The 20,429-nt window shown below is 62.6% G+C and carries 16 protein-coding genes; 10 read left to right on the top strand and 6 right to left on the bottom strand.

Annotated elements, in window-relative coordinates:
* The first annotated feature begins 277 nt into the window (after positions 1 to 277).
* Positions 278 to 1,780: an AMP nucleosidase gene (locus LMTR3_RS29460; RefSeq protein WP_065748453.1), complete on the top strand. Its 1,503-nt coding sequence runs from the start codon at positions 278 to 280 to the stop codon at positions 1,778 to 1,780.
* Between the two features lie 24 nt (positions 1,781 to 1,804).
* On the opposite strand, the gene upp is transcribed toward LMTR3_RS29460, so the two are convergent.
* From upp to hutI, 6 genes are all read right to left on the bottom strand, one after another.
* Entirely contained in the window at positions 1,805 to 2,434 is a 630-nt protein-coding gene (gene upp, locus LMTR3_RS29455) for a uracil phosphoribosyltransferase (RefSeq protein WP_065748452.1), read from the bottom strand.
* Between the two features lie 95 nt (positions 2,435 to 2,529).
* Entirely contained in the window at positions 2,530 to 3,768 is a 1,239-nt protein-coding gene (locus tag LMTR3_RS29450) for a URC4/urg3 family protein (RefSeq protein WP_065748632.1), read from the bottom strand.
* A 21-nt stretch (positions 3,769 to 3,789) separates the two neighbouring features.
* A complete protein-coding gene (locus LMTR3_RS29445) occupies positions 3,790 to 5,040 on the bottom strand; it encodes a GTP cyclohydrolase II (RefSeq protein ID WP_065748451.1) in 1,251 nt (416 codons plus the stop codon).
* A 175-nt stretch (positions 5,041 to 5,215) separates the two neighbouring features.
* Positions 5,216 to 6,886, bottom strand: coding sequence for a urocanate hydratase (gene hutU, locus LMTR3_RS29440; RefSeq protein WP_065748450.1), 1,671 nt, complete (start codon positions 6,884 to 6,886; stop codon positions 5,216 to 5,218).
* A complete protein-coding gene (gene hutH, locus LMTR3_RS29435) occupies positions 6,883 to 8,460 on the bottom strand; it encodes a histidine ammonia-lyase (RefSeq protein ID WP_065748449.1) in 1,578 nt (525 codons plus the stop codon). Before hutH ends, hutU begins: the two co-directional genes overlap by 4 nt.
* Positions 8,457 to 9,671 carry an imidazolonepropionase gene (gene hutI, locus LMTR3_RS29430; RefSeq protein WP_065748448.1) on the bottom strand — a complete coding sequence of 405 codons (1,215 nt, stop codon included), beginning with the start codon at positions 9,669 to 9,671 and terminating at the stop codon, positions 8,457 to 8,459. The genes hutH and hutI overlap by 4 nt, the downstream gene beginning before the upstream one ends.
* An 87-nt stretch (positions 9,672 to 9,758) precedes the next feature.
* Between hutI and LMTR3_RS29425 the strand changes: the two genes are divergently transcribed.
* The 9 genes from LMTR3_RS29425 to LMTR3_RS29385 all read left to right on the top strand — a co-directional run bounded on the left by LMTR3_RS29425 (position 9,759) and on the right by LMTR3_RS29385 (position 20,418).
* Positions 9,759 to 11,117, top strand: coding sequence for a formimidoylglutamate deiminase (locus tag LMTR3_RS29425; protein WP_065748447.1), 1,359 nt, complete (start codon positions 9,759 to 9,761; stop codon positions 11,115 to 11,117).
* Positions 11,114 to 11,866, top strand: coding sequence for a histidine utilization transcriptional repressor HutC (hutC, locus tag LMTR3_RS29420; protein WP_065748446.1), 753 nt, complete (start codon positions 11,114 to 11,116; stop codon positions 11,864 to 11,866). Before LMTR3_RS29425 ends, hutC begins: the two co-directional genes overlap by 4 nt.
* A 103-nt stretch (positions 11,867 to 11,969) precedes the next feature.
* Positions 11,970 to 12,914 (top strand): ABC transporter substrate-binding protein, encoded by a 945-nt coding sequence (locus LMTR3_RS29415; protein ID WP_065748445.1) that lies wholly within the window; start codon positions 11,970 to 11,972, stop codon positions 12,912 to 12,914.
* Between the two features lie 85 nt (positions 12,915 to 12,999).
* Positions 13,000 to 13,773, top strand: coding sequence for an ABC transporter permease (locus LMTR3_RS29410; RefSeq protein WP_141686880.1), 774 nt, complete (start codon positions 13,000 to 13,002; stop codon positions 13,771 to 13,773).
* Positions 13,770 to 14,555: an ABC transporter ATP-binding protein gene (locus tag LMTR3_RS29405; RefSeq protein ID WP_065748444.1), complete on the top strand. Its 786-nt coding sequence runs from the start codon at positions 13,770 to 13,772 to the stop codon at positions 14,553 to 14,555. The genes LMTR3_RS29410 and LMTR3_RS29405 overlap by 4 nt, the downstream gene beginning before the upstream one ends.
* A 185-nt stretch (positions 14,556 to 14,740) precedes the next feature.
* Positions 14,741 to 16,024 (top strand): cystathionine gamma-synthase family protein, encoded by a 1,284-nt coding sequence (locus LMTR3_RS29400; protein ID WP_065748443.1) that lies wholly within the window; start codon positions 14,741 to 14,743, stop codon positions 16,022 to 16,024.
* A gap of 100 nt (positions 16,025 to 16,124) precedes the next feature.
* On the top strand, positions 16,125 to 17,213 hold the full coding sequence (locus tag LMTR3_RS29395; RefSeq protein ID WP_065748442.1) for a mandelate racemase/muconate lactonizing enzyme family protein: 1,089 nt from the start codon (positions 16,125 to 16,127) through the stop codon (positions 17,211 to 17,213).
* A gap of 431 nt (positions 17,214 to 17,644) precedes the next feature.
* On the top strand, positions 17,645 to 18,097 hold the full coding sequence (locus tag LMTR3_RS29390; protein WP_065748630.1) for a (2Fe-2S)-binding protein: 453 nt from the start codon (positions 17,645 to 17,647) through the stop codon (positions 18,095 to 18,097).
* A gap of 2 nt (positions 18,098 to 18,099) precedes the next feature.
* Positions 18,100 to 20,418 carry a xanthine dehydrogenase family protein molybdopterin-binding subunit gene (locus LMTR3_RS29385; RefSeq protein ID WP_065748441.1) on the top strand — a complete coding sequence of 773 codons (2,319 nt, stop codon included), beginning with the start codon at positions 18,100 to 18,102 and terminating at the stop codon, positions 20,416 to 20,418.
* The last annotated feature ends 11 nt before the right edge of the window (positions 20,419 to 20,429 follow it).

Here is a 20,429-nt window from a genome sequence, read left to right as displayed (position 1 = left end):
TTTGCGTTTCATGAATGTGTTTGGCTCGCTACTACAGACGCGTCCCAAGCTTCGGTTGCGAACATACTGCACCAGTTTCGCACTAGAAGCGCCCCGTCGTCCGGCCCCTTGCACCCAAACCATTGCCGTGGCCTGCATGCTGTGGTCGGAGGCCGCCGCCTATCACGGCTGGCCAGGGCATTTCTGGACGAAGTCCGGCAAGCGAGCCTGCTTCCGGGCCCGGAAGTTCCCCTTGCCAAGCCTCCCCAGGGCGGGTCCAAGATACTACGTTAGGGTCATGAAGAATCACGGCCGCCCCCAAGCCATCGGGCCAATAGCCACACCAGAGCCCTTCGTGCGGCAAAGCTTCGACGACGCGCGCAAGGCGGTCGCGGCTTTGCGATCACTTTATGCCCGAAATACCCAGTTCCTGCGCGATTCCTTCGCCGCGCTCGCGGCTGGCAGCGACAGTAACCGGCGATACCGGGCGTTCTACCCGGAAATCAGCGTCACCACGAGCTCATACACCCAGGTCGATTCTCGTCAATCCTATGGCCACATGCCGACGCCCGGACACTACTCGACCACGATCACCCAGCCCGACCTGTTCGAAACCTATCTCATCGAACAGCTCGATTTGATCATGCGCAACCACGGCGTTCCGGTCGTCGTATCGGAATCGGAAACCCCCATCCCGCTGCATTTTGCTTTTCAGGAAGGCACATACGTTGATGGCGCCGCCGCCAGGAACATCAAGCGACCGATTCGAGATCTGTTCGACGTTCCAGATCTTGATGGAACCGACGATCAGATCGCCAATGGCACATACGAAGCGCCGGTCGGCCGGCCGAGGCCGCTGGCGCAATTCACCGCGCAGCGCGTCGACTATTCCCTGCATCGCCTGCAGCACTACACGGCCACCAGCCCAAACCACTTTCAGAACTTCGTGCTGTTCACCAACTACCAATTCTACATCGACGAGTTCTGTGCTCGCGCCAGGGACCTGATGGCGAACGGCGATACCGGCTATGCCGAATTCGTCGAGCCCGGCAACGTCATCATCAGGCGGGGCGAACAGCGACCGGCCGCCGGCGTCACAACGGCGCGTCTGCCGCAGATGCCGGCATATCATCTGAAGAGGCCGGACTACGCAGGCATCACCATGGTCAATATCGGTGTCGGACCTGCGAACGCCAAGACGATCACCGACCATATTGCCGTGCTCAGACCACACGCGTGGCTCATGCTCGGGCACTGCGCCGGATTGCGCGACACCCAGGCGCTGGGCGACTACGTGCTGGCGCATGCGTACATGCGGGAGGATCATGTTCTCGACGACGACCTCCCGCTATGGGTGCCCCTTCCCGCGCTGGCCGAAATCCAGGTCGCGCTCGAGGAGGCCGTGGCGGAAGTGACCGGGCTATCCGGATACGACCTGAAGCGCGTCATGCGCACCGGCACCGTTGCTTCCATCGACAATCGCAATTGGGAATTGCGCGACCGGCGTGGTCCGATCCAGCGACTCTCGCAGTCGCGCGCTATTGCGCTCGACATGGAATCGGCGACCATCGCCGCCAACGGATTCCGCTTCCGCGTACCCTACGGCACCTTGCTGTGCGTGTCCGACAAGCCGTTGCACGGAGAACTGAAGCTGCCCGGCATGGCCACCGAATTCTACAAGCGGCAGGTGGCCCAGCATCTGACCATCGGCATCCGCACGATGGAGAAGTTGGCGGACATGCCGTTGGAGCGGCTGCACTCGCGCAAGCTCAGAAACTTCTCCGAAACGGCCTTCCAGTAAGGCGCGCCGAGACCTGTCGGTGCCTTATCGCGTGCCGTAGGCGCGGTCGCCTGCATCACCGAGGCCAGGCAGGATAAAGGCGTTTGCATCGAGCCCCTCGTCGATACCGGCCGTCCACAACCGCACATCGGGATGCAGGCCCCGGAAGCGCTCCACACCTTCCGGCGCGGCGAGCAGGCATACCAGCCGAATATCCTTCGCGCCGCGCTCCTTCAGCCGGTCCACCGCCGCCACCGCCGTGTTCGCCGTCGCAAGAACCGGCGACACCACGATCGCCAGCCGCTCGTGAAGATCGGACGGCGATTTGAAGAAATATTCGACCGCCACGAACGAATGCGGTTCGCGGTAGAGCCCGATATGCGCGACGCGGGCGGTCGGAACGAGGTCCAGCATTCCGTCGACAAAGGTCACCCCTGCCCGCAACACCGGCACGAAAACCAGTTTCTTACCCGCGATCTTGGCGGAGTGCATTCGTGCAAGCGGAGTCTCGACCTCCACATCGGTCAGCGGCAGATCGCGCGTCACCTCGTAACAAAGCAGCATTCCGATCTCCTTGAGGAGCTCGCGAAAGGACTTGGTCGAAATCGTCTTGTCGCGGATCAGCGTAAGCTTGTGCTGGACCAACGGATGATCCACGATCGTAATGCCTTCCATGCTTTTGCTCCCTGCGAGTAATCGAATCGCGTTCCATAGCATTTTTGAGCGAACCGGATATCCTGTTCGCATGAAGAAAACGCGTCAAACAGATACTAGAAAACCGTACCGTCGCTACTGACCTTGACGGGCGGCGACCCGTCGGGCCGGCGCGCGAACGCCAGCGCCCTGCCCGCCGCCCAAGTGCCGCCTTCCAGAATCTTCGCCAGTGGAAGAGAGACCGCGTCAAGACCAACGCGTTGCCGCAGCAGATCCGCCAACCGATCCAGCAGCGCGACGGTCAGCGCCCTCCACTCGACCACGAGCGTCGAGGCGACATCATGTTCGCGTTGCGCGTCCATAGGGTCGCGCAGCACCAGTACCCCGGCGTCGACGAACAATCCGCCGTTGCGGTATTCCGCAAGGCCCGTCAGGCCGTCGATATTCGTCACCAGCAGCCCCGCCCGCTGTATCGGCTCGATCAGCGAATACGATAGCCACTGCGACAATTTGTGCAGCGGCACCAGCCCGCTGGTCTCATCCTCGGTCTTGAGCGCCGGATGACGCCAGCAATCTCCTAACGGAATTTCGCCGAGCGTTATGCGCGACGGCCAGATCGGCCCCAGTTGGCGCAAAAGCTCCGACAAAATCGTCGAGGCCGCGATCACCCCCGCGTTGGCCGCCCCTGTGAGGTGATCGAACAACCCGCCGGGCCGGGCCGTGTCGCCGCGGGCGAAAATCTGCGGTGACGCCGATGCTACTTGACCGAGCCGGCGAAGAAGGCTGATGCGCCCCTCGAGGCCAACCAATGGATTGTCGTCCGCAACCTGAAAGCCAGTCTGCAGATCGGCAACGGTCAGGCGTTCAAGCCTAACGGCATCGGCCCGCAGCGGCTCGTCAGCCTTCGCTGAGAACACGCCGCGCGCAAACATATCCAGACTGGCAAGCCCCAGCCCCTCCGAACGGCCAATACTGGCACCCGTCAGGGTATCGCGATAGCGCCACGATGGACCTGCTCCGGCGTCGAGCAGCACGCTGATTATGGCGAGGTCAAACTCGGCGCGAGCGCGCTCTTTCCTGTCGCGCCAATTCTTGGCGTCGGCAAGTGCTGCCCAGCGATCGATGCCGCCGACGACAAAATGGCGCCAGCGCGAATGAAAGGGAACATCGAACGTCGGATAGGCCTTGTGCGTTGTCGTAAGCACGAGATCAACCGCCTCGTCGAGCCGGCCAAGATCGACTTTGAAGTGCTGAAGCTGGTCGTTCAAGCCGATTTCCAGCATCCGGTGCGCGCGACTGCGCACCGCTTCCGCACTTAAAAGAGATAAGCCGTCTGCCGTCGCGTCTGCTGTCACGATCAATGGCCCTGGCTCGCCCTAGTATTTTTCGAGCGGCCGACCGGAGGCGATCAGGTCCTCAGGCTTCGTGTCAGGTGAAAAATATCCCGCGGCTTTCTTGGCGGCGATTTCCACATGGGCGTCGGCAGGAATCATGTAGTCGGGAATGGCGACGCGCTCGACAATGTCGATACCCTGCCCCGTCAGCGCATCATACTTCATGTCGCTCATCGAGATGAAGCGGTCGATGCGCTTCAATCCCAGCCAGTGAATGACATCCGGCATCAGTTGCTGGAAACGCGCATCCTGCACCCCGGCAACGCATTCCGTTCGTTCGAAATAGGCGGCTGCATCGTCGCCGTCTTCCTGACGCTTGCGCGCATTGTAGACCAGAAATTTCGTGACCTCGCCGAGCGCCCGGCCTTCCTTGCGGTTGTAGACGATAACGCCCAGACCGCCCGATTGTCCGGCGCGCGCGCATTCCTCGATGCCCTGAATGAGATATGGACGGCAGGTGCAAATGTCCGAGCCGAAAACATCCGAACCGTTGCACTCGTCATGGACGCGACAGGTGATTTTGGTTCGATGGTCCGGAAGCTTCGTGACATCGCCGAACAGATAGACGGTCGTTCCGCCGATCGGCGGAAGAAAGACTTGCAGATCGGGGCGCGTGACAAGCTCGGGAAACATGCCCGCGGTCTGTTCGAACAACGCACGCCGCAGATTGGTCACGCTCGTGCCGAAGCGCCGCGCGATCCCGGGCAGGTGCCAGACCGGATCGATCGCTATCTTGACAACGGAGACGGAGCCGCTGGCGTGAACGAACTCGCCGTCGGGCACCAACCGCTTGGCGGCCAGAGCCGCCTGAATTTCCGGCAGGTCGAGCCGGGCCCGCGTGATCGCGATGCTCGGCCGGATATCGATGCCTTCCGTGATTTCGGCGCGAAAGTTCTCCCCGACGAGATGTCCCCACGGATCGAGCGCAACGATGCGCTCCGGATCTATCCATTGCGAGAACGGCCCAACGGTCGCGGCCGGATGAGTGTTGGTCAGGTCGGGGCGACGGATCGGATCCAGCGCACCCGAAGAAACGGCAAGGGCGCGGTAGACCGCATAGGAGCCTCCGTGAGTGCCAATCACGTTGCGATCCTGCGGACGCGATACCGTGCCGATGATGGGACCACGTTCACGCGCGGTCGGCGCTCCCCACAGGATCGGGAATTCATGCGTCGCACCAGGCACCGGATGCGATGTCAGGCGAATATGGTCGATACGATTGGAATTGCTCATCGTTCGGTAGTCCCAAAACGGCAACGGCCCGCCTGAATGACGGGCCTGACCGGAGAACCAAATGAATTATGCGGGTCAGTGACCCCTGCGGTACTATATAGGTAAACTGTGTGTATTTACAACAAGGAAGGAAATCCTCCCCTCTGGAAATACCGGCGCAGGAAAGTCCGGAGCGCTACAACGTCAGACCGGGCAGATCGAGCCCGTTGGCGCGGGCACACGCAATCGCGCTTTCATAGCCGGCGTCGGCATGACGCATGACGCCCGATGCCGGATCGTTCCACAACACGCGTTCAAGTCGACGCGCCGCCTCCTGCGTTCCGTCGGCGACAATGACCATTCCGGCGTGTTGCGAATAGCCGATTCCGACGCCGCCGCCATGATGTATCGAGACCCAGGTGGCCCCGCTGGCACAATTGAGCAGCGCATTGAGCAGCGGCCAGTCGGACACTGCATCCGAGCCGTCGCGCATCGCTTCGGTTTCGCGGTTCGGGCTCGCAACCGAGCCGCTGTCGAGATGATCGCGACCGATGACGATCGGCGCCTTCAGTTCGCCGCGCGCCATCATGTCATTGAACGCCATGCCGAGCCGGTGGCGATCACCAAGACCGACCCAGCAGATTCGTGCCGGCAGCCCCTGGAACTTGATCCGTGCCTTCGCCATGTCGAGCCAGTTATGGAGATGCTTATCGTCCGGCATCAGCTCCTTGACCTTGAGGTCGGTCCGAAAAATATCTTCGGGATCTCCTGATAGCGCCGCCCACCGGAACGGGCCGACGCCGCGGCAAAACAGCGGACGGATGTAGGCCGGTACGAAGCCGGGGAAATCGAACGCGTTCTTCAATCCCATGTCCTTCGCCATCTGGCGGATGTTGTTGCCATAGTCGAGCGTGGGAATGCCTTGCGCGTGGAAATCCAGCATGGCCTGGACGTGGCCGACCATGGAGGTCTTGGCCGCCGCTTCAACCGCTTTCGGATCAGCCTCGCGTTTCGACTCCCACTCGGCAAGCGTCCACCCCTTCGGCAAATAGCCGTTGATCGGATCGTGCGCGCTGGTCTGATCGGTAACGATATCGGGCCTGACGCCGCGGCGCACCAGTTCGGGAAAAACGTCGGCGGCATTGCCGAGCAGGCCGACGGAAACCGGCTTCTTGGTCTGCGCCGCCTCCGTCATGATCGCCAGCGCCTCGTCAAGCGAGCTTGCCTGCCGGTCGAGGTAACCCGTGCGCAGCCGCATCTCGATGCGGCTCGGTTGGCATTCGATCGCGAGCATCGACGCCCCGGCCATGGTCGCAGCAAGCGGCTGCGCGCCACCCATCCCGCCGAGACCCGCCGTCAAGATCCACTTGCCGGCGAGATTGCCGCCGTAGTGACGCCGCCCGACCTCGACAAACGTTTCATACGTCCCCTGCACGATGCCCTGGCTGCCGATGTAGATCCACGATCCCGCCGTCATCTGGCCGAACATCATCAGCCCGGCCTTGTCGAGTTCATTGAAGTGATCGAGCGTCGCCCAATGCGGCACCAGATTCGAGTTCGCGATCAGCACGCGCGGCGCATCGGCATGGGTGCGGAAAATTCCGACCGGCTTGCCGGACTGCACCACCAGCGTCTGGTCGCCTTCGAGCTTGCGCAGCGAGGCGACGATTCGGTCAAAGCTGTCCCAGTCGCGGGCGGCACGGCCGATTCCGCCATAGACGACAAGTTCGCTCGGCCGTTCGGCGACATCAGGATCGAGATTGTTCATCAGCATTCGGAGCGCCGCTTCCGTCAGCCAGCTCTTGGCGCTGATCTCGGGCCCGCGTGGCGCCCGGATTATGCGGTCGTTATCCAGTCGGCGGTTCATGACAAAGAGCCTCTCTCGGCAAGGATTGGAAACGGGTTACTCTCAAGCACCGACATAGCTGCCGCCGGCAGCGCGTCGGCCTCAACCAGCGCCGTTGCCTTCGCGAGGTCACTGGCCATGTAGCGATCGCTGCCCAGCGCCGACACCTGCTCGCGCAATACAGCAATCACAGCAGCCAGTGCGAGACTGGTCGAATGCGGTGCGCGCAGCCCAATGCCTTGCGCCGCAACCAATAGCTCGATGCCGAGGATGATGGCGAGATTGTCCGCCATGTCGGACAACCGCCGCGCCGCGTGTGCGGCCATCGACACGTGATCTTCCTGGTTGGCGCTGGTCGGCGTCGAATCGATCGAGCAGGCCGTGGCGCGCTGTTTATTCTCCGCATAGAGCGCGGCTGCCGTCACTTCGGCGATCATGAAGCCGGAGTTGAGGCCGGGATCGGGGGTCAGGAACGGCGGCAGGCCGAAGTTCAACGCGGGATCGACGAGAGTCGCGATGCGTCGCTCGCTTATCGCGCCAATCTCGGACAGTGCCAGCGCAATCTGGTCGGCGGCAAAGGCGACCGGCTCCGCGTGAAAATTGCCACCCGAGACGATTTCTCCCGTCTCGACCACGACCAGCGGGTTATCGGTGACGGCGTTGGCTTCGATCGTCAGCGTGCGGGCGGCTTGCGTCAGCAAATCGAGCGCGGCGCCGGCGACCTGGGGCTGGCAGCGCAGGCAATAGGGATCCTGCACGCGCTCGTCGCCTTCGAGATGCGAGTTCCTGATGTCGCTGCCGTCAAGCAGTGCCGTTAGCGCAGCGCCGACGGCGATTTGCCCGGCATGCCCGCGCAGTCGCTGGATCTCAGGACGAAACGGTGCCGTCGAAGCCATCGCGGCGTCGACCGACAACGCGCCCGTCACTAACGCCGCACTGGCCAGGCCATAGGCACGCAGCAATCCGGAAATGGCATAGGCCGTCGAAAACTGCGTGCCATTGATCAGAGCGAGGCCTTCCTTCGGACCGAGCGCCACCGGCGCAAGACCGGCGGCGGCCAGTGCATCGCGGGCCGGCACAACGCTTCCGCCGACCAGCGCCTGCCCCTCGCCGATCATGACCGCCGTCATATGCGCGAGCGGCGCCAGATCGCCGGAGGCTCCGACCGATCCCTGCTGCGGCACCAGCGGACAAATGCCCTTCGCCAGCATGGCCTGGAGCTGCTCGATGATTTCGCGGCGCACGCCCGATGCGCCTCGCCCGAGCGAGACGATTTTCAGCGCCATCATCAGGCGAACAATCGGCTCCGGCGTCGGCGGCCCTACCCCGCAGCAATGCGACACAATGAGATTGTGCTGCAGCAGCGCTGTCTGGTCGGCAGCAATCCGTTTCGACGCAAGTTTTCCGAAACCGGTATTGATGCCGTACGCTGGGGCTTCCGCGCGCGCGGCCGCCGCAACAATCGCCGATGCCGCCTCAACGCGCGGCCAGAACGACGGGTCGAGCACGACCGGAGCGCCGGCCAGGACTTGCGCCAGATCGTCGAGACTGACCCTTCCAGGCGAAACCACAATGGGGGCGTCGGGGCGGCTCACTGTCCCCTCCACACCCGGCTATGCAACGGATTAAAGCCGATCCGGTAAACCAGCTCGGCCGGCCGCTCGATCTCCCAGATCGCAAGATCACACCATTTGCCCGCCTGGAGCGTTCCTGTCTCGCCGAGAATTCCGAGCGCGCGCGCACCTTCCCGTGTCACGCCAGCGAAGCATTCGGCAACGGTCATCCGGAACAGCGTTGCGCCCATGTTCATGACCAAGAGAAGCGACGTCAGCGGCGAACTACCGGGATTGCAGTCGGTCGCAAGTGCCATGTTGACGCCGTGGGCGCGAAATAGTTCGATCGGCGGCTTCGTCGTCTCGCGAATAAAATAGAATGCGCCCGGCAGCAGCACGGCGACTGTCCCTGCCCGCGCCATCGCCGCTGCGCCGGCACCATCGGTGTGCTCCAGATGATCGGCCGACAGGCCTGCGAATTCCGCGGCAAGCGCGGCGCCGCCGAGATTCGAGAGCTGGTCCGCGTGCAGCTTGACCGGCAATCCAAGCGCCTTGGCCGCGCGAAACACCCGTGCCGTTTGCTCTCCCGAAAACGCAATGCCTTCCATGAAGGCATCGACGGCGTCGGCCAATCCGGCCTGCGCCACCGCCGGCAACATCTCGCGGCAGACGAGATCGATATACCGGTCCTTGTCACCGTGAGCTTCCGGAGGCGTCGCATGCGCACCGAGAAACGTCGTCTTGATGGCGATCGGCCGCTCGTCACCCAGCGCGCGCGCCGCCGCGAGCTGACGCATCTCGGTTTCCGTATCAAGGCCGTAGCCGGATTTGATCTCCAGCGTCGTCACGCCCTCGCCGATCAGGGCATCGAGCCTTGGCAGCGCGCCGGCAACAAGCTCGGCCTCGCTGGACGCCCGCGTCGCCGCGACCGTGGAGACAATGCCACCGCCTGCGCGCGCGATCTCTTCGTAGCTCGCTCCCTGCAGCCGCAGCTCGAACTCATGGGCGCGGTTTCCGCCAAAAACCAGATGGGTGTGACAATCCACCAATCCCGGCGTGATCCAGCGTCCCGCGCAATCGACCCGTTCGGCCGCATCGGCGTCTGATGGAAAGTCGGAACGGCTACCGGCGAACGCGATGCGGCCGTCGCGCGCGGCGATCAGGCCGTCCTCGATCACACCGAGCCCGGGCAGATCCTCGCGGACCGTGGCGAGCCTGGCGTTGAGCCAGATTCGATCGAAGCGCTCGGCCATGCAGCCCTCCTCAAAGGCAGGAGCTTGACGTCTCTATATGTCTATACATAAAATCGTGTTGGTGTTCTGTCCAGCCGGTTTCGAAACATGTCGACACTGCATTTCGCATCAGCGCTGCTCCCCTCGGGGTGGGCTGATGACGTGCAGGTGGTGGTGACAGACCAGACCATCACCAAGGTTACGGCCGGCGTGGCGCCGGGACCGCATGACAAGCGCTACAAGCTCGCGATTCCGGGCATAGCGAGCCTGCATAGCCACGCGTTCCAGCGCGGCATGGCGGGGCTCGCCGAAACGCCCGGCAATTCCGCGGATACGTTCTGGACATGGCGCGAGACGATGTATCGCTTCGCGCTCGAAATGACGCCGGAAGACGTCGAAGCCGTCGCCACGCTGCTCTATGTCGAGATGCTCGAGCAAGGCTATACGCGCGTCGGCGAGTTCCACTATCTCCATCACGACCACGACGGCGCGTCCTACGCCAACCCTGCGGAGATGGCGACGCGAATTGCGCGGGCCGCCGAAATCTCCGGCATCGGGCTGACGCTGCTGCCGAGTTTCTATGCACACGGCTCGTTCGGTGGAGCGGCGCCACATGCCGGCCAGCGCCGGTTCATCTGCTCGGTCGATCAGTTTGCAAAGTTGATTGCTGCGGCGAGCATCGCCGTCCGCGCGCTGCCGGGAGCCAATATCGGCATCGCCCCGCACAGCCTGCGCGCCGTGACGCCTGACGAATTAGCGGCCATCGCGCCATTGGCCGAAGCCGGGCCGATGCATATCCATGCCGCCGAACAGACCAGGGAAGTCGAGGAATGCATCGCCTGGTCGGGCCGGCGGCCCGTTGAGTGGTTGCTCGAACATGCGCCCGTCGATCAGCGCTGGTGCCTGATCCATGCGACCCATATGACTGAAGCGGAAACCGCTGCGCTTGCAAGAAGCGGTGCGGTCGCCGGGCTTTGCCCGGTCACCGAAGCCAGCCTTGGCGACGGGATTTTTCCGGCCCGCGAATTCCTCGACGCCGGCGGGCGGTTCGGCATCGGGACCGACTCCAACGTGTTGGTTGGCGTCACCGACGAACTGCGTCAGCTCGAATATGGCCAGCGCTTGAACCACCGTGAGCGCAATGTGCTGTCCGGCGGTCCCGGCCTGTCGACCGGCCGTGCACTGTTCGACGCTGCACTCACCGGCGGAGCCCAGGCGCTCGCACAGCCCACTGTCGGTCTGCAGGCAAGTGCACGTGCCGACATCGTAACCCTAGACACCACTCATCCTTCGCTTGCCGGGCGTCGGGTGGATGCCGTCCTCGACGGCTGGATTTTTGCAGCAGGCGCAAGTGCCGTCGACACGGTCTGGGCCGGCGGCGCCAAGGTCGTCGAGCATGGGCGTCACCGGCTCCGCGAGAGCGCGCGCGAGGCGTTCAACGCGGCGGCGCGGAGGCTCGTGGCATGAGCCTCTCCACCGAACGCGGCAAACTCCAGCCGGCCGACAAGCCGACGCTGTACAAGCAGATCCGGATCGACATCGAGCGCCGCATCCTGACCGGAGAATGGCCGCCCGGTCACCGCATCCCGTTCGAGCACGAGTTGATGTCGCGCTACGGCTGCTCGCGCATGACGGTGAGCAAGGCGCTGTCGGAACTTGCGCAAGCCGATCTTATCGAGCGGCGGCGCAAGGCCGGCAGTTTCGTCCGCCGTCCCACATTTCTGTCAGCGGTGCTCAAGATCGCGGACATCCGCGCAGAGATAAACGCTCTCGGCCGCAGTTACGGCTATGAGTTGATCCAGTGCTCGCGGCGCACTGCAAACGCCGCCGACCGCGCCCGCCTTGGCGCGGGGAAAACCGGAAAGGTGATCGCGATTGCATGCCGTCACAGCGCCGACGGCGTGCCGTTCGCGATCGAGGACAGGCTGATTGATCTCGACGCCGTGCCCGAAGCGGCTGCAGCGGATTTCGCGGCCGAGCCGCCCGGCTCGTGGCTGCTGCACCATGTGCCATGGACGGAAGCCGAGCATTCGATCAGTGCCATCGTGGCTGACGAACAGGCCGCGGCGGCGCTGGATATCGCGATCGGAGCCCCCTGCCTTGTGATCGACCGGCACACCTGGCGCAGCGCCCGGCCGCTGACGGCCGTGCGCCTGCTCTATCCGGGCGAGTCCCATAAACTGATTGCTCGCTTCAAAGGCAGCTTGGAGGGATAGCAATGTACGCAAGATCTGGCACAAGCTATGCAGCAGTTTTGGCTACAGCTTCGCCGCAACCAGTCTGAAGACCAGTCGATGAACCAGCAAGAGGGATACAGCCATGCGTAGTTTTGGAATTTTCGCGGCAACGGCCGCTCTCCTGGTGGCCGCACCGGCCGCCGCCCAGGACGTCAAGGTCGGCATCGGCATTTCCGGATGGACCGGTTTCGCGCCGCTCACGCTCGCCAATCAGGCGGGCATCTTCAAGAAGAACGGCCTCGATGTGACGATCAAGAAGATCCCGCAGAAAGACCGCCATCTGGCCATCGCGTCGGGCGACATCCAATGCGCGGCAACCACTGTCGAGACCTGGATATCCTGGAATGCCAATGGCGTCGCCACCAAGCAGATCTTCCAGCTCGACAAGAGCTACGGCGCCGACGGCATGGCCGTGCGAAACAATATCGCCTCGATCAAGGACCTCAAGGGCAAGACGGTTGCCGCATCCGCGCCCGGCACCTCACCCTATTTTGCTTTGGCCTGGATGCTCAAGAAGAACGGGCTTTCGGTCAAGGATGTCACGATCGTGAACCTGGAGCCGGCGGCGGCAGCACAGGCATTCGTCTCGGGCCAGAACGATGCGGCCATGACCTATGAGCCTTACCTCTCGACGGTGCGCGCAGCGCCGGACAAGGGCAAGATCATCGCCACCACGCTCGACTATCCGATGGTGATGGACACCTTCGGCTGCACGCCGAAATTCCTGACTGAAAACCCGAAGGCCGCCAAGGCGCTGGCCGACAGCTATTTCGAGGCGATCGCCTTGATCGAAAAGGATCAGGCCAAGTCGTACGAGATCATGGGTGCCGACGTAAAACAGTCCGGCGAGCAATTCGGCAACTCGGCCAAATTCCTGCGCTGGCAGGACAAAGCCGCGAACCAGAAATTCTTCGCGGGCGAATTCCTGACCTTCAACAAGGAAGCTGCAGACTTGTTGCTCGAGATCGGCATCATCAAATCGGTTCCGAAGATCGACGACCTCTTCGACGCGAGCTTCATCAAGTAGTTTTGTGCGTGCCGCACTAGTCCCGCTTTCGGTCATGAGAGCGGGACGACGGCGATCACCGCACAGCCTTTAGGATATGCCTGTGATACGTCCCCTGGATCCCGTGACATCGAGGCAGCGCGCGGCCTTTGGCCTGGCGTTCTTCGTGCTTTTCGTTGCCGTGTGGGCTTGGGCGACCTTTGGCGGCTACGTCTCGAAGACGTTTCTCGCTAACCCGCTGACGATGCTGCAGGAAGGTTGGGAGCTGCTGACAAAGCACGGCTTCCTGTTCGACATCGGCATGACGATCTGGCGGGTCGTCGGCGGCTTTGTGCTGGCGGCCATCATCGCTGTGCCGCTCGGCGTTCTGATGGGAGCCTACAAGCCGATCGAAGCATTCCTGGAGCCGTTCGTCTCGTTTGCCCGCTACCTGCCCGCCTCGGCCTTTATCCCGCTGTTGATCCTGTGGGCGGGCATCGGCGAGCTGCAGAAGCTCCTGGTCATTTTCATCGGCTCGGTCTTCCAGATCATCCTGATGGTCACCGTGACGGTCGGAAACACCAGGCGTGACCTCGTTGAAGCCGCCTACACGCTGGGCGCCAGCGACCGCGGCATCATCAACCGGGTGCTGCTGCCCTCCTCCGCGCCCGAGGTCGCGGAAATCCTTCGGCTCGTTCTCGGCTGGGCGTGGACCTACGTCATCGTCGCCGAGTTGATCGGCTCATCGTCGGGCATCGGTCACATGATCACGGACAGCCAGGCCCTGCTCAACACCGGCCAGATTATCTTCGGCATCATCGTCATCGGGCTAATCGGGCTGGTGTCGGACTTCCTGTTCAAGGCCTTCAACGCCTGGCTGTTTCCGTGGAAACTGGCATGACCGAGCTCAAAATCGATCAGGTCGCCCGCACCTTCCCCGCGCGCCAGGGCCATGCGCCGACACGCGCGCTGGAGCCGATCGACCTCAACGTCGGCAACAATGACTTCGTCACCATCCTCGGCCCGTCGGGCTGCGGAAAATCGACGCTGCTGCGCATCGTTGCCGGGCTTGACCGGCCGACCAGTGGCCGGGTCATTCTTGACGGGCAAGAGGTGACTGGCCCTGGCGCCGATCGCGGCATGGTGTTTCAGTCCTACACGCTGTTTCCATGGCTGACCGTGCGCGAAAACATCGCGTTTGGCCTGCGCGAGCGCGGGATTTCCGAAGCGGATCGCGGCAAGATCGCCGACGGCTTCATCCAACGGGTCGGCCTATCGGGCTTTGAGAATCATTGGCCGAAGCAACTCTCCGGCGGCATGCAGCAACGGACGGCGATCGCACGGGCGCTGGCCAACGATCCAAAAATCCTGTTGCTCGACGAGCCGTTCGGCGCGCTGGATAATCAAACCCGCGTGCTGATGCAGGAAATGCTGCTCGGCATCTGGGAACGCGACCAGAAAACCGTGCTGTTCGTTACCCATGATATCGAGGAAGCGATCTTTCTCGGCAGCCGCGTGATCGTCATGAGCGCTCGTCCGGGCCGTATCAAGGCCGAGATTGCGGTCGATCTACCCCACCCGCGATCCTACAAGATCAAGACCACGCCCGAATTCGTCAATTTGAAGGAACGGCTTGTCGAAGAGATCCGCGCCGAGGCGTTGAAGGTTGCGGTTCATGCCTGACGATCGAGCACTGCGAAATACGCCCCGGATGCGGTGAAATCAGTTCCGAATTTTGCTACGCTGATCCCTGCTTAACAACGTCAACTGGAGCCGCTGGATGCGATCGCATCCATCACTCCTGATCGCCTCGCGATTGCGCACCGCCAACGCAGTGCGACGTTCCGCATCCCGACAGGGAGACAGCCATGGTGAAACCGTTTCCGTCGAAAACCCACATCGGCAACCACATGCTGCATCCGGAAACGCTGATGCTGAACTACGGCTACGATCCGCAACTGTCGGAAGGAGCCGTCAAACCACCGGTCTTCCTGACCTCGACCTTCGTCTTCAGGACCGCCGAAGACGGACAGGACTTCTTCGATTACGTTGCGGGCCGGCGCGAGCCGCCCGAGGGGATGGGCGCTGGTCTGGTCTACTCGCGGTTCAATCACCCTAACAGCGAGATCGTTGAGGACAGGCTCTCGGTGTACGAGCGCGCCGAGAATTGCGCGCTGTTCTCTTCGGGCATGGCCGCGATTTCGACCACAATCCTGGCCTTCGTCCGCCCTGGCGACGTCATTCTGCACTCCCAGCCGCTGTATGGCGGGACGGAGACACTGTTTGCGAAGACGCTTGCGAACCTCTCCATCGGCGCGGTGGGCTTCTCCGACGGCATTGACGAAGCGGCGATCAGAGCGGCAGCGGGTGACGCCATGCGCAAAGGCCGGCTTGCGATGATTTTCATTGAGACACCGGCCAATCCCACCAATGGCCTGGTCGACATAGCGATGGTCCGCCGGATCGCCGAGATGATCGGCCAAACCCAGGGGAGTACGCCGATCATCGCATGCGATAATACGTTGCTCGGACCGGTGTTTCAGAGACCGATCGAACACGGTGCGGATCTTTCGCTGTACTCGCTGACCAAATATATCGGCGGTCATTCCGACTTGATCGCAGGCGCTGCGCTCGGCTCAAAGGCGCTCATGAAGGAAGTCAAAGCGTTGCGCGGCGCGATTGGCACCCAACTGGACCCTCATTCCTGCTGGATGATCAGCCGGTCGCTCGAAACACTGGGCATCCGCATGGAGAAGGCTGACGCAAACGCGCGCCTCGTCGCCGACTACCTGCGCGACCACCCAAAAGTGGGAAAGGTCCATTACCTCGGTCACCACGATGAGGCATCCCCCGCCGGCCGCCTGTTTGCAAGGCAATGCACTGGTGCAGGCTCCACATTCTCTTTCGACATCGTCGGCGGCCAAGCCGCCGCATTCAAATTCCTGAACGCGCTGCAGATCTTCAAGCTGGCGGTGAGCCTGGGCGGCACCGAGTCGCTTGCCAGCCTGCCCGCAAGCATGACCCACTCCGGCGTTCCGGCTGACATCCGTCAAAAAATAGGCGTTCTCGACTGCACGATCCGGCTGTCGATCGGCATCGAGCACCCATCCGATCTCATCGCTGACATCGCGCAAGCCTTGAACGCGGCTTAGCAGCACGTTGGGAGGTGGTTCCCGCCCGAGGGCGCAGCAAGCAATTGCTCTGCCGACAAGATCGATTTAGCGTGCAATGAAAAGACCGGGTGGAAACACAATGGCGCGTATCAAGACAACCGAGGCCGGACTCTACCGGATCCCCCTGCCCGTTACCCTCTCCGACAGCACGCACGGCGAACTCAAAGCCTTCGAACTGGTGACATGCCGTGTCTGCGATTCCGACGGCGCCGAAGGTATCGGCTATACATACACCGTCGGCCGCAATGGCGGCGCGATTGCCGACATCCTTCGGCGGGAGATCCCCGAACTGATCGAGGGCCGCGAGGCCGATGACACCGAAGCCATCTGGCATCACGTCTGGTGGAGCCTGCATTACGGCGGGCGCGGCGGCCCGCCGGTGCTCGCGCTCTCGGCGCTCGATATCGCCCTGTGGGACTTGAAGTCGCGCCGCGCCAACCTGCCGCTGTTTCGCTTGTTGGGTGGCTTCGACGCCTGCGTGCCCTGCTACGCCGGCGGCATCGACCTCGATCTGTCCATCGAGCAGCTTTTGAAGCAAACCGAAGACAATCTCGCCACGGGCTTTCGCGCCATCAAGATGAAGGTGGGCCGCCCCGATCTCGCATCCGACGTCGCACGCGTGCAGGCGATGCGCCAACATCTTGGCAACGGCTTTCCGCTGATGGCGGATGCCAACATGAAATGGACGGTCGAGGAAGCCATCCGCGCGGCACGTGCGCTGCAACCATACGATCTCACCTGGCTCGAAGAGCCGATCATTCCCGACGATATTGCCGGTCATGCCCGCATCATGGCTGCCGGCGGCGTCCCGATCGCGGCCGGCGAAAACCTGCGCACGCTCTGGGAGTTCAAGAACTATATGGTGGCCGGCGCGGTGTCCTATCCGGAGCCCGACGTCACCAATTGCGGCGGGGTTACTGCCTTTATGAAGATCGCGCGGCTGGCGGAAGCGTTCAATCTACCGGTGACCAGCCACGGCGCACATGACGTCACCGTGCATTTGCTCGCGGCGTGTCCGAACCGCTCCTATCTCGAAGCGCACGGATTTGGGCTCGATAGTTACATCGAGCACCCGCTTGTCCTCCAGGAAGGCATGGCATTGGCGCCGACGCGGCCCGGCCATGGAATCGCATTCGACTGGAAAGGGTTGGCGCAGCTCGCAAAATAACGGGACAGGCTAGTCCGCGACGCAGTGCTGATCGCACCGGTCTGTCCTGAAATTCCTTGCAAAGTGGGTTCTGCATAAGGATGGCAGGAAAAATTGGCAGTCCGCAAGGGGCGGCCCCGCTTTCGTCCAAAATGGAGTGCAAAGACAACACGTTGTGAATTCGATCCGGCGCGCTTTCTGATAGCGTCCGCTAGGCGCCTGTCTCTCGCCGCGCCGTCCTGTAAACACGATGAATGTTTAAGCAGGAGGATGGCCGCACACGGAAAATTCAAAGCAAATCGTACGTTTCAGCCAGGGATCGCCAAGCAAGGCCGGCTCCGACGCCGGCCATTGCGATCAAACTCGTCAGCAGCGGCGTTGAGCGGTTAGGAAAAATGTTCTCGCTCGCGTCGGAGAAACATCAGCAGCTTATGAAGAGCCGAGGAACGATCATGATCAAGGTGAAGATCAATAGCCAGGAGCATAGCTGGGACGGCGACCCGGACCTTCCATTACTCTGGTTTCTGCGCGATGAGGCCGGCTTGACGGGCACGAAATACGGGTGCGGCCAGGCGCTGTGCGGTGCCTGCACGGTGATCGTCGACAAGCAGGCCGTCCGCGCCTGCATCACCTCGGTTTCCGACGTGGTCGGCCGCGAGGTCACGACAATCGAAGGCCTTCATCCGACCGGCGACCACCCGGTCCAGAAGGCGTGGCGGCAACTGAACGTCCCCCAATGCGGTTTTTGCCAGGTCGGCCAGATCATGCAGGCTGCGGCCCTTTTAAGTGAAAATCCAAAACCGAACCACGACCAGATACGCGAAGCGATGGCGGGTAACATCTGCCGCTGCGGCACCTATCAACGCATCGAAAACGCGGTCCACCTCGCATCGACGGGGGTCTGATCATGAACATTCTCACCAATCCCAAGAAGCTCCGTGGCTTTGCGCGATACGTCAAAGTCGACAACGTTTCGCGCCGCAGCATCCTCAAGGGCCTCGGACTGGCTGGCGGCTTTGTTCTGGCCGCCCCCGTGATGTCCCGCCCCGGCTTTGCCGCCTACCAGACCGGCGCGGACAAGATGCCGCACGGGACCGTGGTGGACCCGCGCGTCTTCGTTTCTATCGCCTCCGACGGAACAGTGACGATCGTCGCGCACCGCGCCGAGATGGGAACGGGTGTCCGCACCAGCCTGCCGATGATCGTTGCCGAAGAGATGGAAGCCGACTGGTCGCGCGTTCGCATCCAGCAGGCGCCTGGCGACGAGGCCAAATTCGGCAACCAGGATACCGACGGATCGCGCAGCACGCGTCACTACCTGATGCCGATGCGTCAGATCGGCGCTTCGGCCCGCACCATGCTCGAAACGGCCGCGGCGAAACGCTGGGGTGTGCCGGCGACCGAAGTGAAGGCGGTCAATCACGAAGTCATTCACAGTGCGAGCGGACGCCGCATCGGCTTCGGCGAACTGGCAGCCGATGCCGCCAAGCAGTCGGTCCCGAGTGTCGAAGGTCTAAAGCTGAAAGACCCAAAGGATTTCCGCTATCTGGGCAAAGGCCAGATCGGCATTGTCGACCTTCGCGACATCACGGTGGGCACCGCGCGTTACGGCGCCGACGTTCGCCTGCCCGGCATGAAGTACGCCGTCATTGCCCGACCGCCGGTGACCGGCGGCAGGGTCGCGTCGTTTGACGGCGCAGAGGCGATGAAGGTTTCCGGCGTCGAGAAGGTCATGGAAGTCAAGGGCTGGCCGTGGCCTTCAAAATTCCAGCCGCTGGGCGGGGTCGCCGTGATCGCGCGCAACACCGGCGCGGCTATCAAGGGCCGCAACGCGTTGAAGATCGTCTGGGACGATGGCGCCAACGGCAAATACGAGTCGGTCGCCTACCGCGCCGAACTGGAGCAAGCCGCACGGAAACCCGGCCTGGTGGTACGCAAGGAGGGAGACGTCGAGGCCGCCTTGAAGGGCGCCGACAAGGTGATCGTCGGTGAGTACTACGTGCCGCATCATGCCCATGTCAGCATGGAACCGCCGGTCGCGGTCGCGGACGTCAAGGGCGACAGGGCGGAGATCTGGGCACCGGTGCAAAGCGCAGGCGGAACGCGCGAAGACGTCGCCAAAACGCTCGGCATTCCCCAGGAGAATGTCACCGTCAACGTCACGCTGCTCGGCGGCGGCTTCGGGCGCAAGTCGAAGTGCGATTTCGCCCTCGAGGCGGCACTGCTTTCAAAGGAGCTCGGGGCCCCCGTAAAGGTGCAATGGACGCGGGAAGACGACGTTCGCAACGGCTTCCTGCACACCGTCTCGGTGGAACGCATTGAGGCTGGCCTCGACAAGAACGGCAAGGTGACGGCTTGGCGGCATCGCAGCGTCGCGCCGAGCATCGCCTCGACATTTGCCGCCGGTGCGGTGCATCAGGCGCCGTTCGAACTCGGCATGGGGCTGGTCGACATGCCCTTTGAGATCGCCAACGTCCAGTGCGAGAATCCGGAAGCGGCCGCGCGTACCCGGATCGGCTGGTTCCGCTCGGTGTCGAATATCCCGCGCGCCTTTGCGGTGCAATCGATGGTGGGCGAACTCGCCCATGCCACGGGCCGCGATCAAAAGACCATGCTGCTGGAGCTGATCGGCTCTCCCCGGATCCTCAAGCTAGATTCCGTGAAGGACCTCTGGAACTATGGTGAGCCCTATGACAGCTATCCAATCGATACCGCGCGCCTTCGCAAGGTCGTCGAGCTGGTCGCGGACAAGGGCGGTTGGGGACGGTCCGTGCCCAAGGGCCACGGGCTCGGCATTGCCGCGCACCGCAGCTTCGTCAGCTACATCGCGACCATTGTCGAGGTAGCTTTCGACGACAAGGGCAAGCTCACCGTACCCCGGGTGGATACCGCGATCGATTGCGGAACCCACGTCAATCCGGAGCGAATCCAGGCGCAGATGGAAGGCGCTGTAATCATGGGCATGAGCTTCGCCAAGTATGGCGAGATCACTTTCAAGGACGGCAAGGTGCAACAGGGCAATTTCGACGATTTCCCGGTAATTCGGATCGACGAATCCCCTGCTGTGACCAACGTCTATATCGCGCCTGCCGGCCCCGACACGCCACCCAGTGGCGTTGGCGAGCCAGGGCTGCCGCCCGTTGCGCCGGCGCTGATCAACGCGATCTTCGCCGCGACCGGCAAGCGCATCCGCGCACTGCCGATCGGCAAGCAATTGGAGGCATAAGGGGAACGCTG

The organism is Bradyrhizobium sp. LMTR 3 (assembly GCF_001693485.1).
Lineage (GTDB): Bacteria > Pseudomonadota > Alphaproteobacteria > Rhizobiales > Xanthobacteraceae > Bradyrhizobium.
The sequence above is the reverse complement of the archived record's forward strand: the minus strand, read 5'-3'. Positions and strand labels throughout refer to the sequence as shown.

Bases quoted from the DNA above. Each gene is read 5' to 3' on its own strand.
- LMTR3_RS29460 (WP_065748453.1), top strand. From the start codon at position 278: ATGAAGAATCACGGCCGCCCCCAAGCCATCGGGCCAATAGCCACACCA.
- upp (WP_065748452.1), bottom strand. From the start codon at position 2,434: ATGGAAGGCATTACGATCGTGGATCATCCGTTGGTCCAGCACAAGCTT.
- LMTR3_RS29445 (WP_065748451.1), bottom strand. From the start codon at position 5,040: ATGAGCAATTCCAATCGTATCGACCATATTCGCCTGACATCGCATCCG.
- hutU (WP_065748450.1), bottom strand. From the start codon at position 6,886: ATGAACCGCCGACTGGATAACGACCGCATAATCCGGGCGCCACGCGGG.
- hutI (WP_065748448.1), bottom strand. From the start codon at position 9,671: ATGGCCGAGCGCTTCGATCGAATCTGGCTCAACGCCAGGCTCGCCACG.
- LMTR3_RS29425 (WP_065748447.1), top strand. From the start codon at position 9,759: ATGTCGACACTGCATTTCGCATCAGCGCTGCTCCCCTCGGGGTGGGCT.
- hutC (WP_065748446.1), top strand. From the start codon at position 11,114: ATGAGCCTCTCCACCGAACGCGGCAAACTCCAGCCGGCCGACAAGCCG.
- LMTR3_RS29415 (WP_065748445.1), top strand. From the start codon at position 11,970: ATGCGTAGTTTTGGAATTTTCGCGGCAACGGCCGCTCTCCTGGTGGCC.
- LMTR3_RS29405 (WP_065748444.1), top strand. From the start codon at position 13,770: ATGACCGAGCTCAAAATCGATCAGGTCGCCCGCACCTTCCCCGCGCGC.
- LMTR3_RS29400 (WP_065748443.1), top strand. From the start codon at position 14,741: ATGGTGAAACCGTTTCCGTCGAAAACCCACATCGGCAACCACATGCTG.
- LMTR3_RS29395 (WP_065748442.1), top strand. From the start codon at position 16,125: ATGGCGCGTATCAAGACAACCGAGGCCGGACTCTACCGGATCCCCCTG.
- LMTR3_RS29390 (WP_065748630.1), top strand. From the start codon at position 17,645: ATGATCAAGGTGAAGATCAATAGCCAGGAGCATAGCTGGGACGGCGAC.
- LMTR3_RS29385 (WP_065748441.1), top strand. From the start codon at position 18,100: ATGAACATTCTCACCAATCCCAAGAAGCTCCGTGGCTTTGCGCGATAC.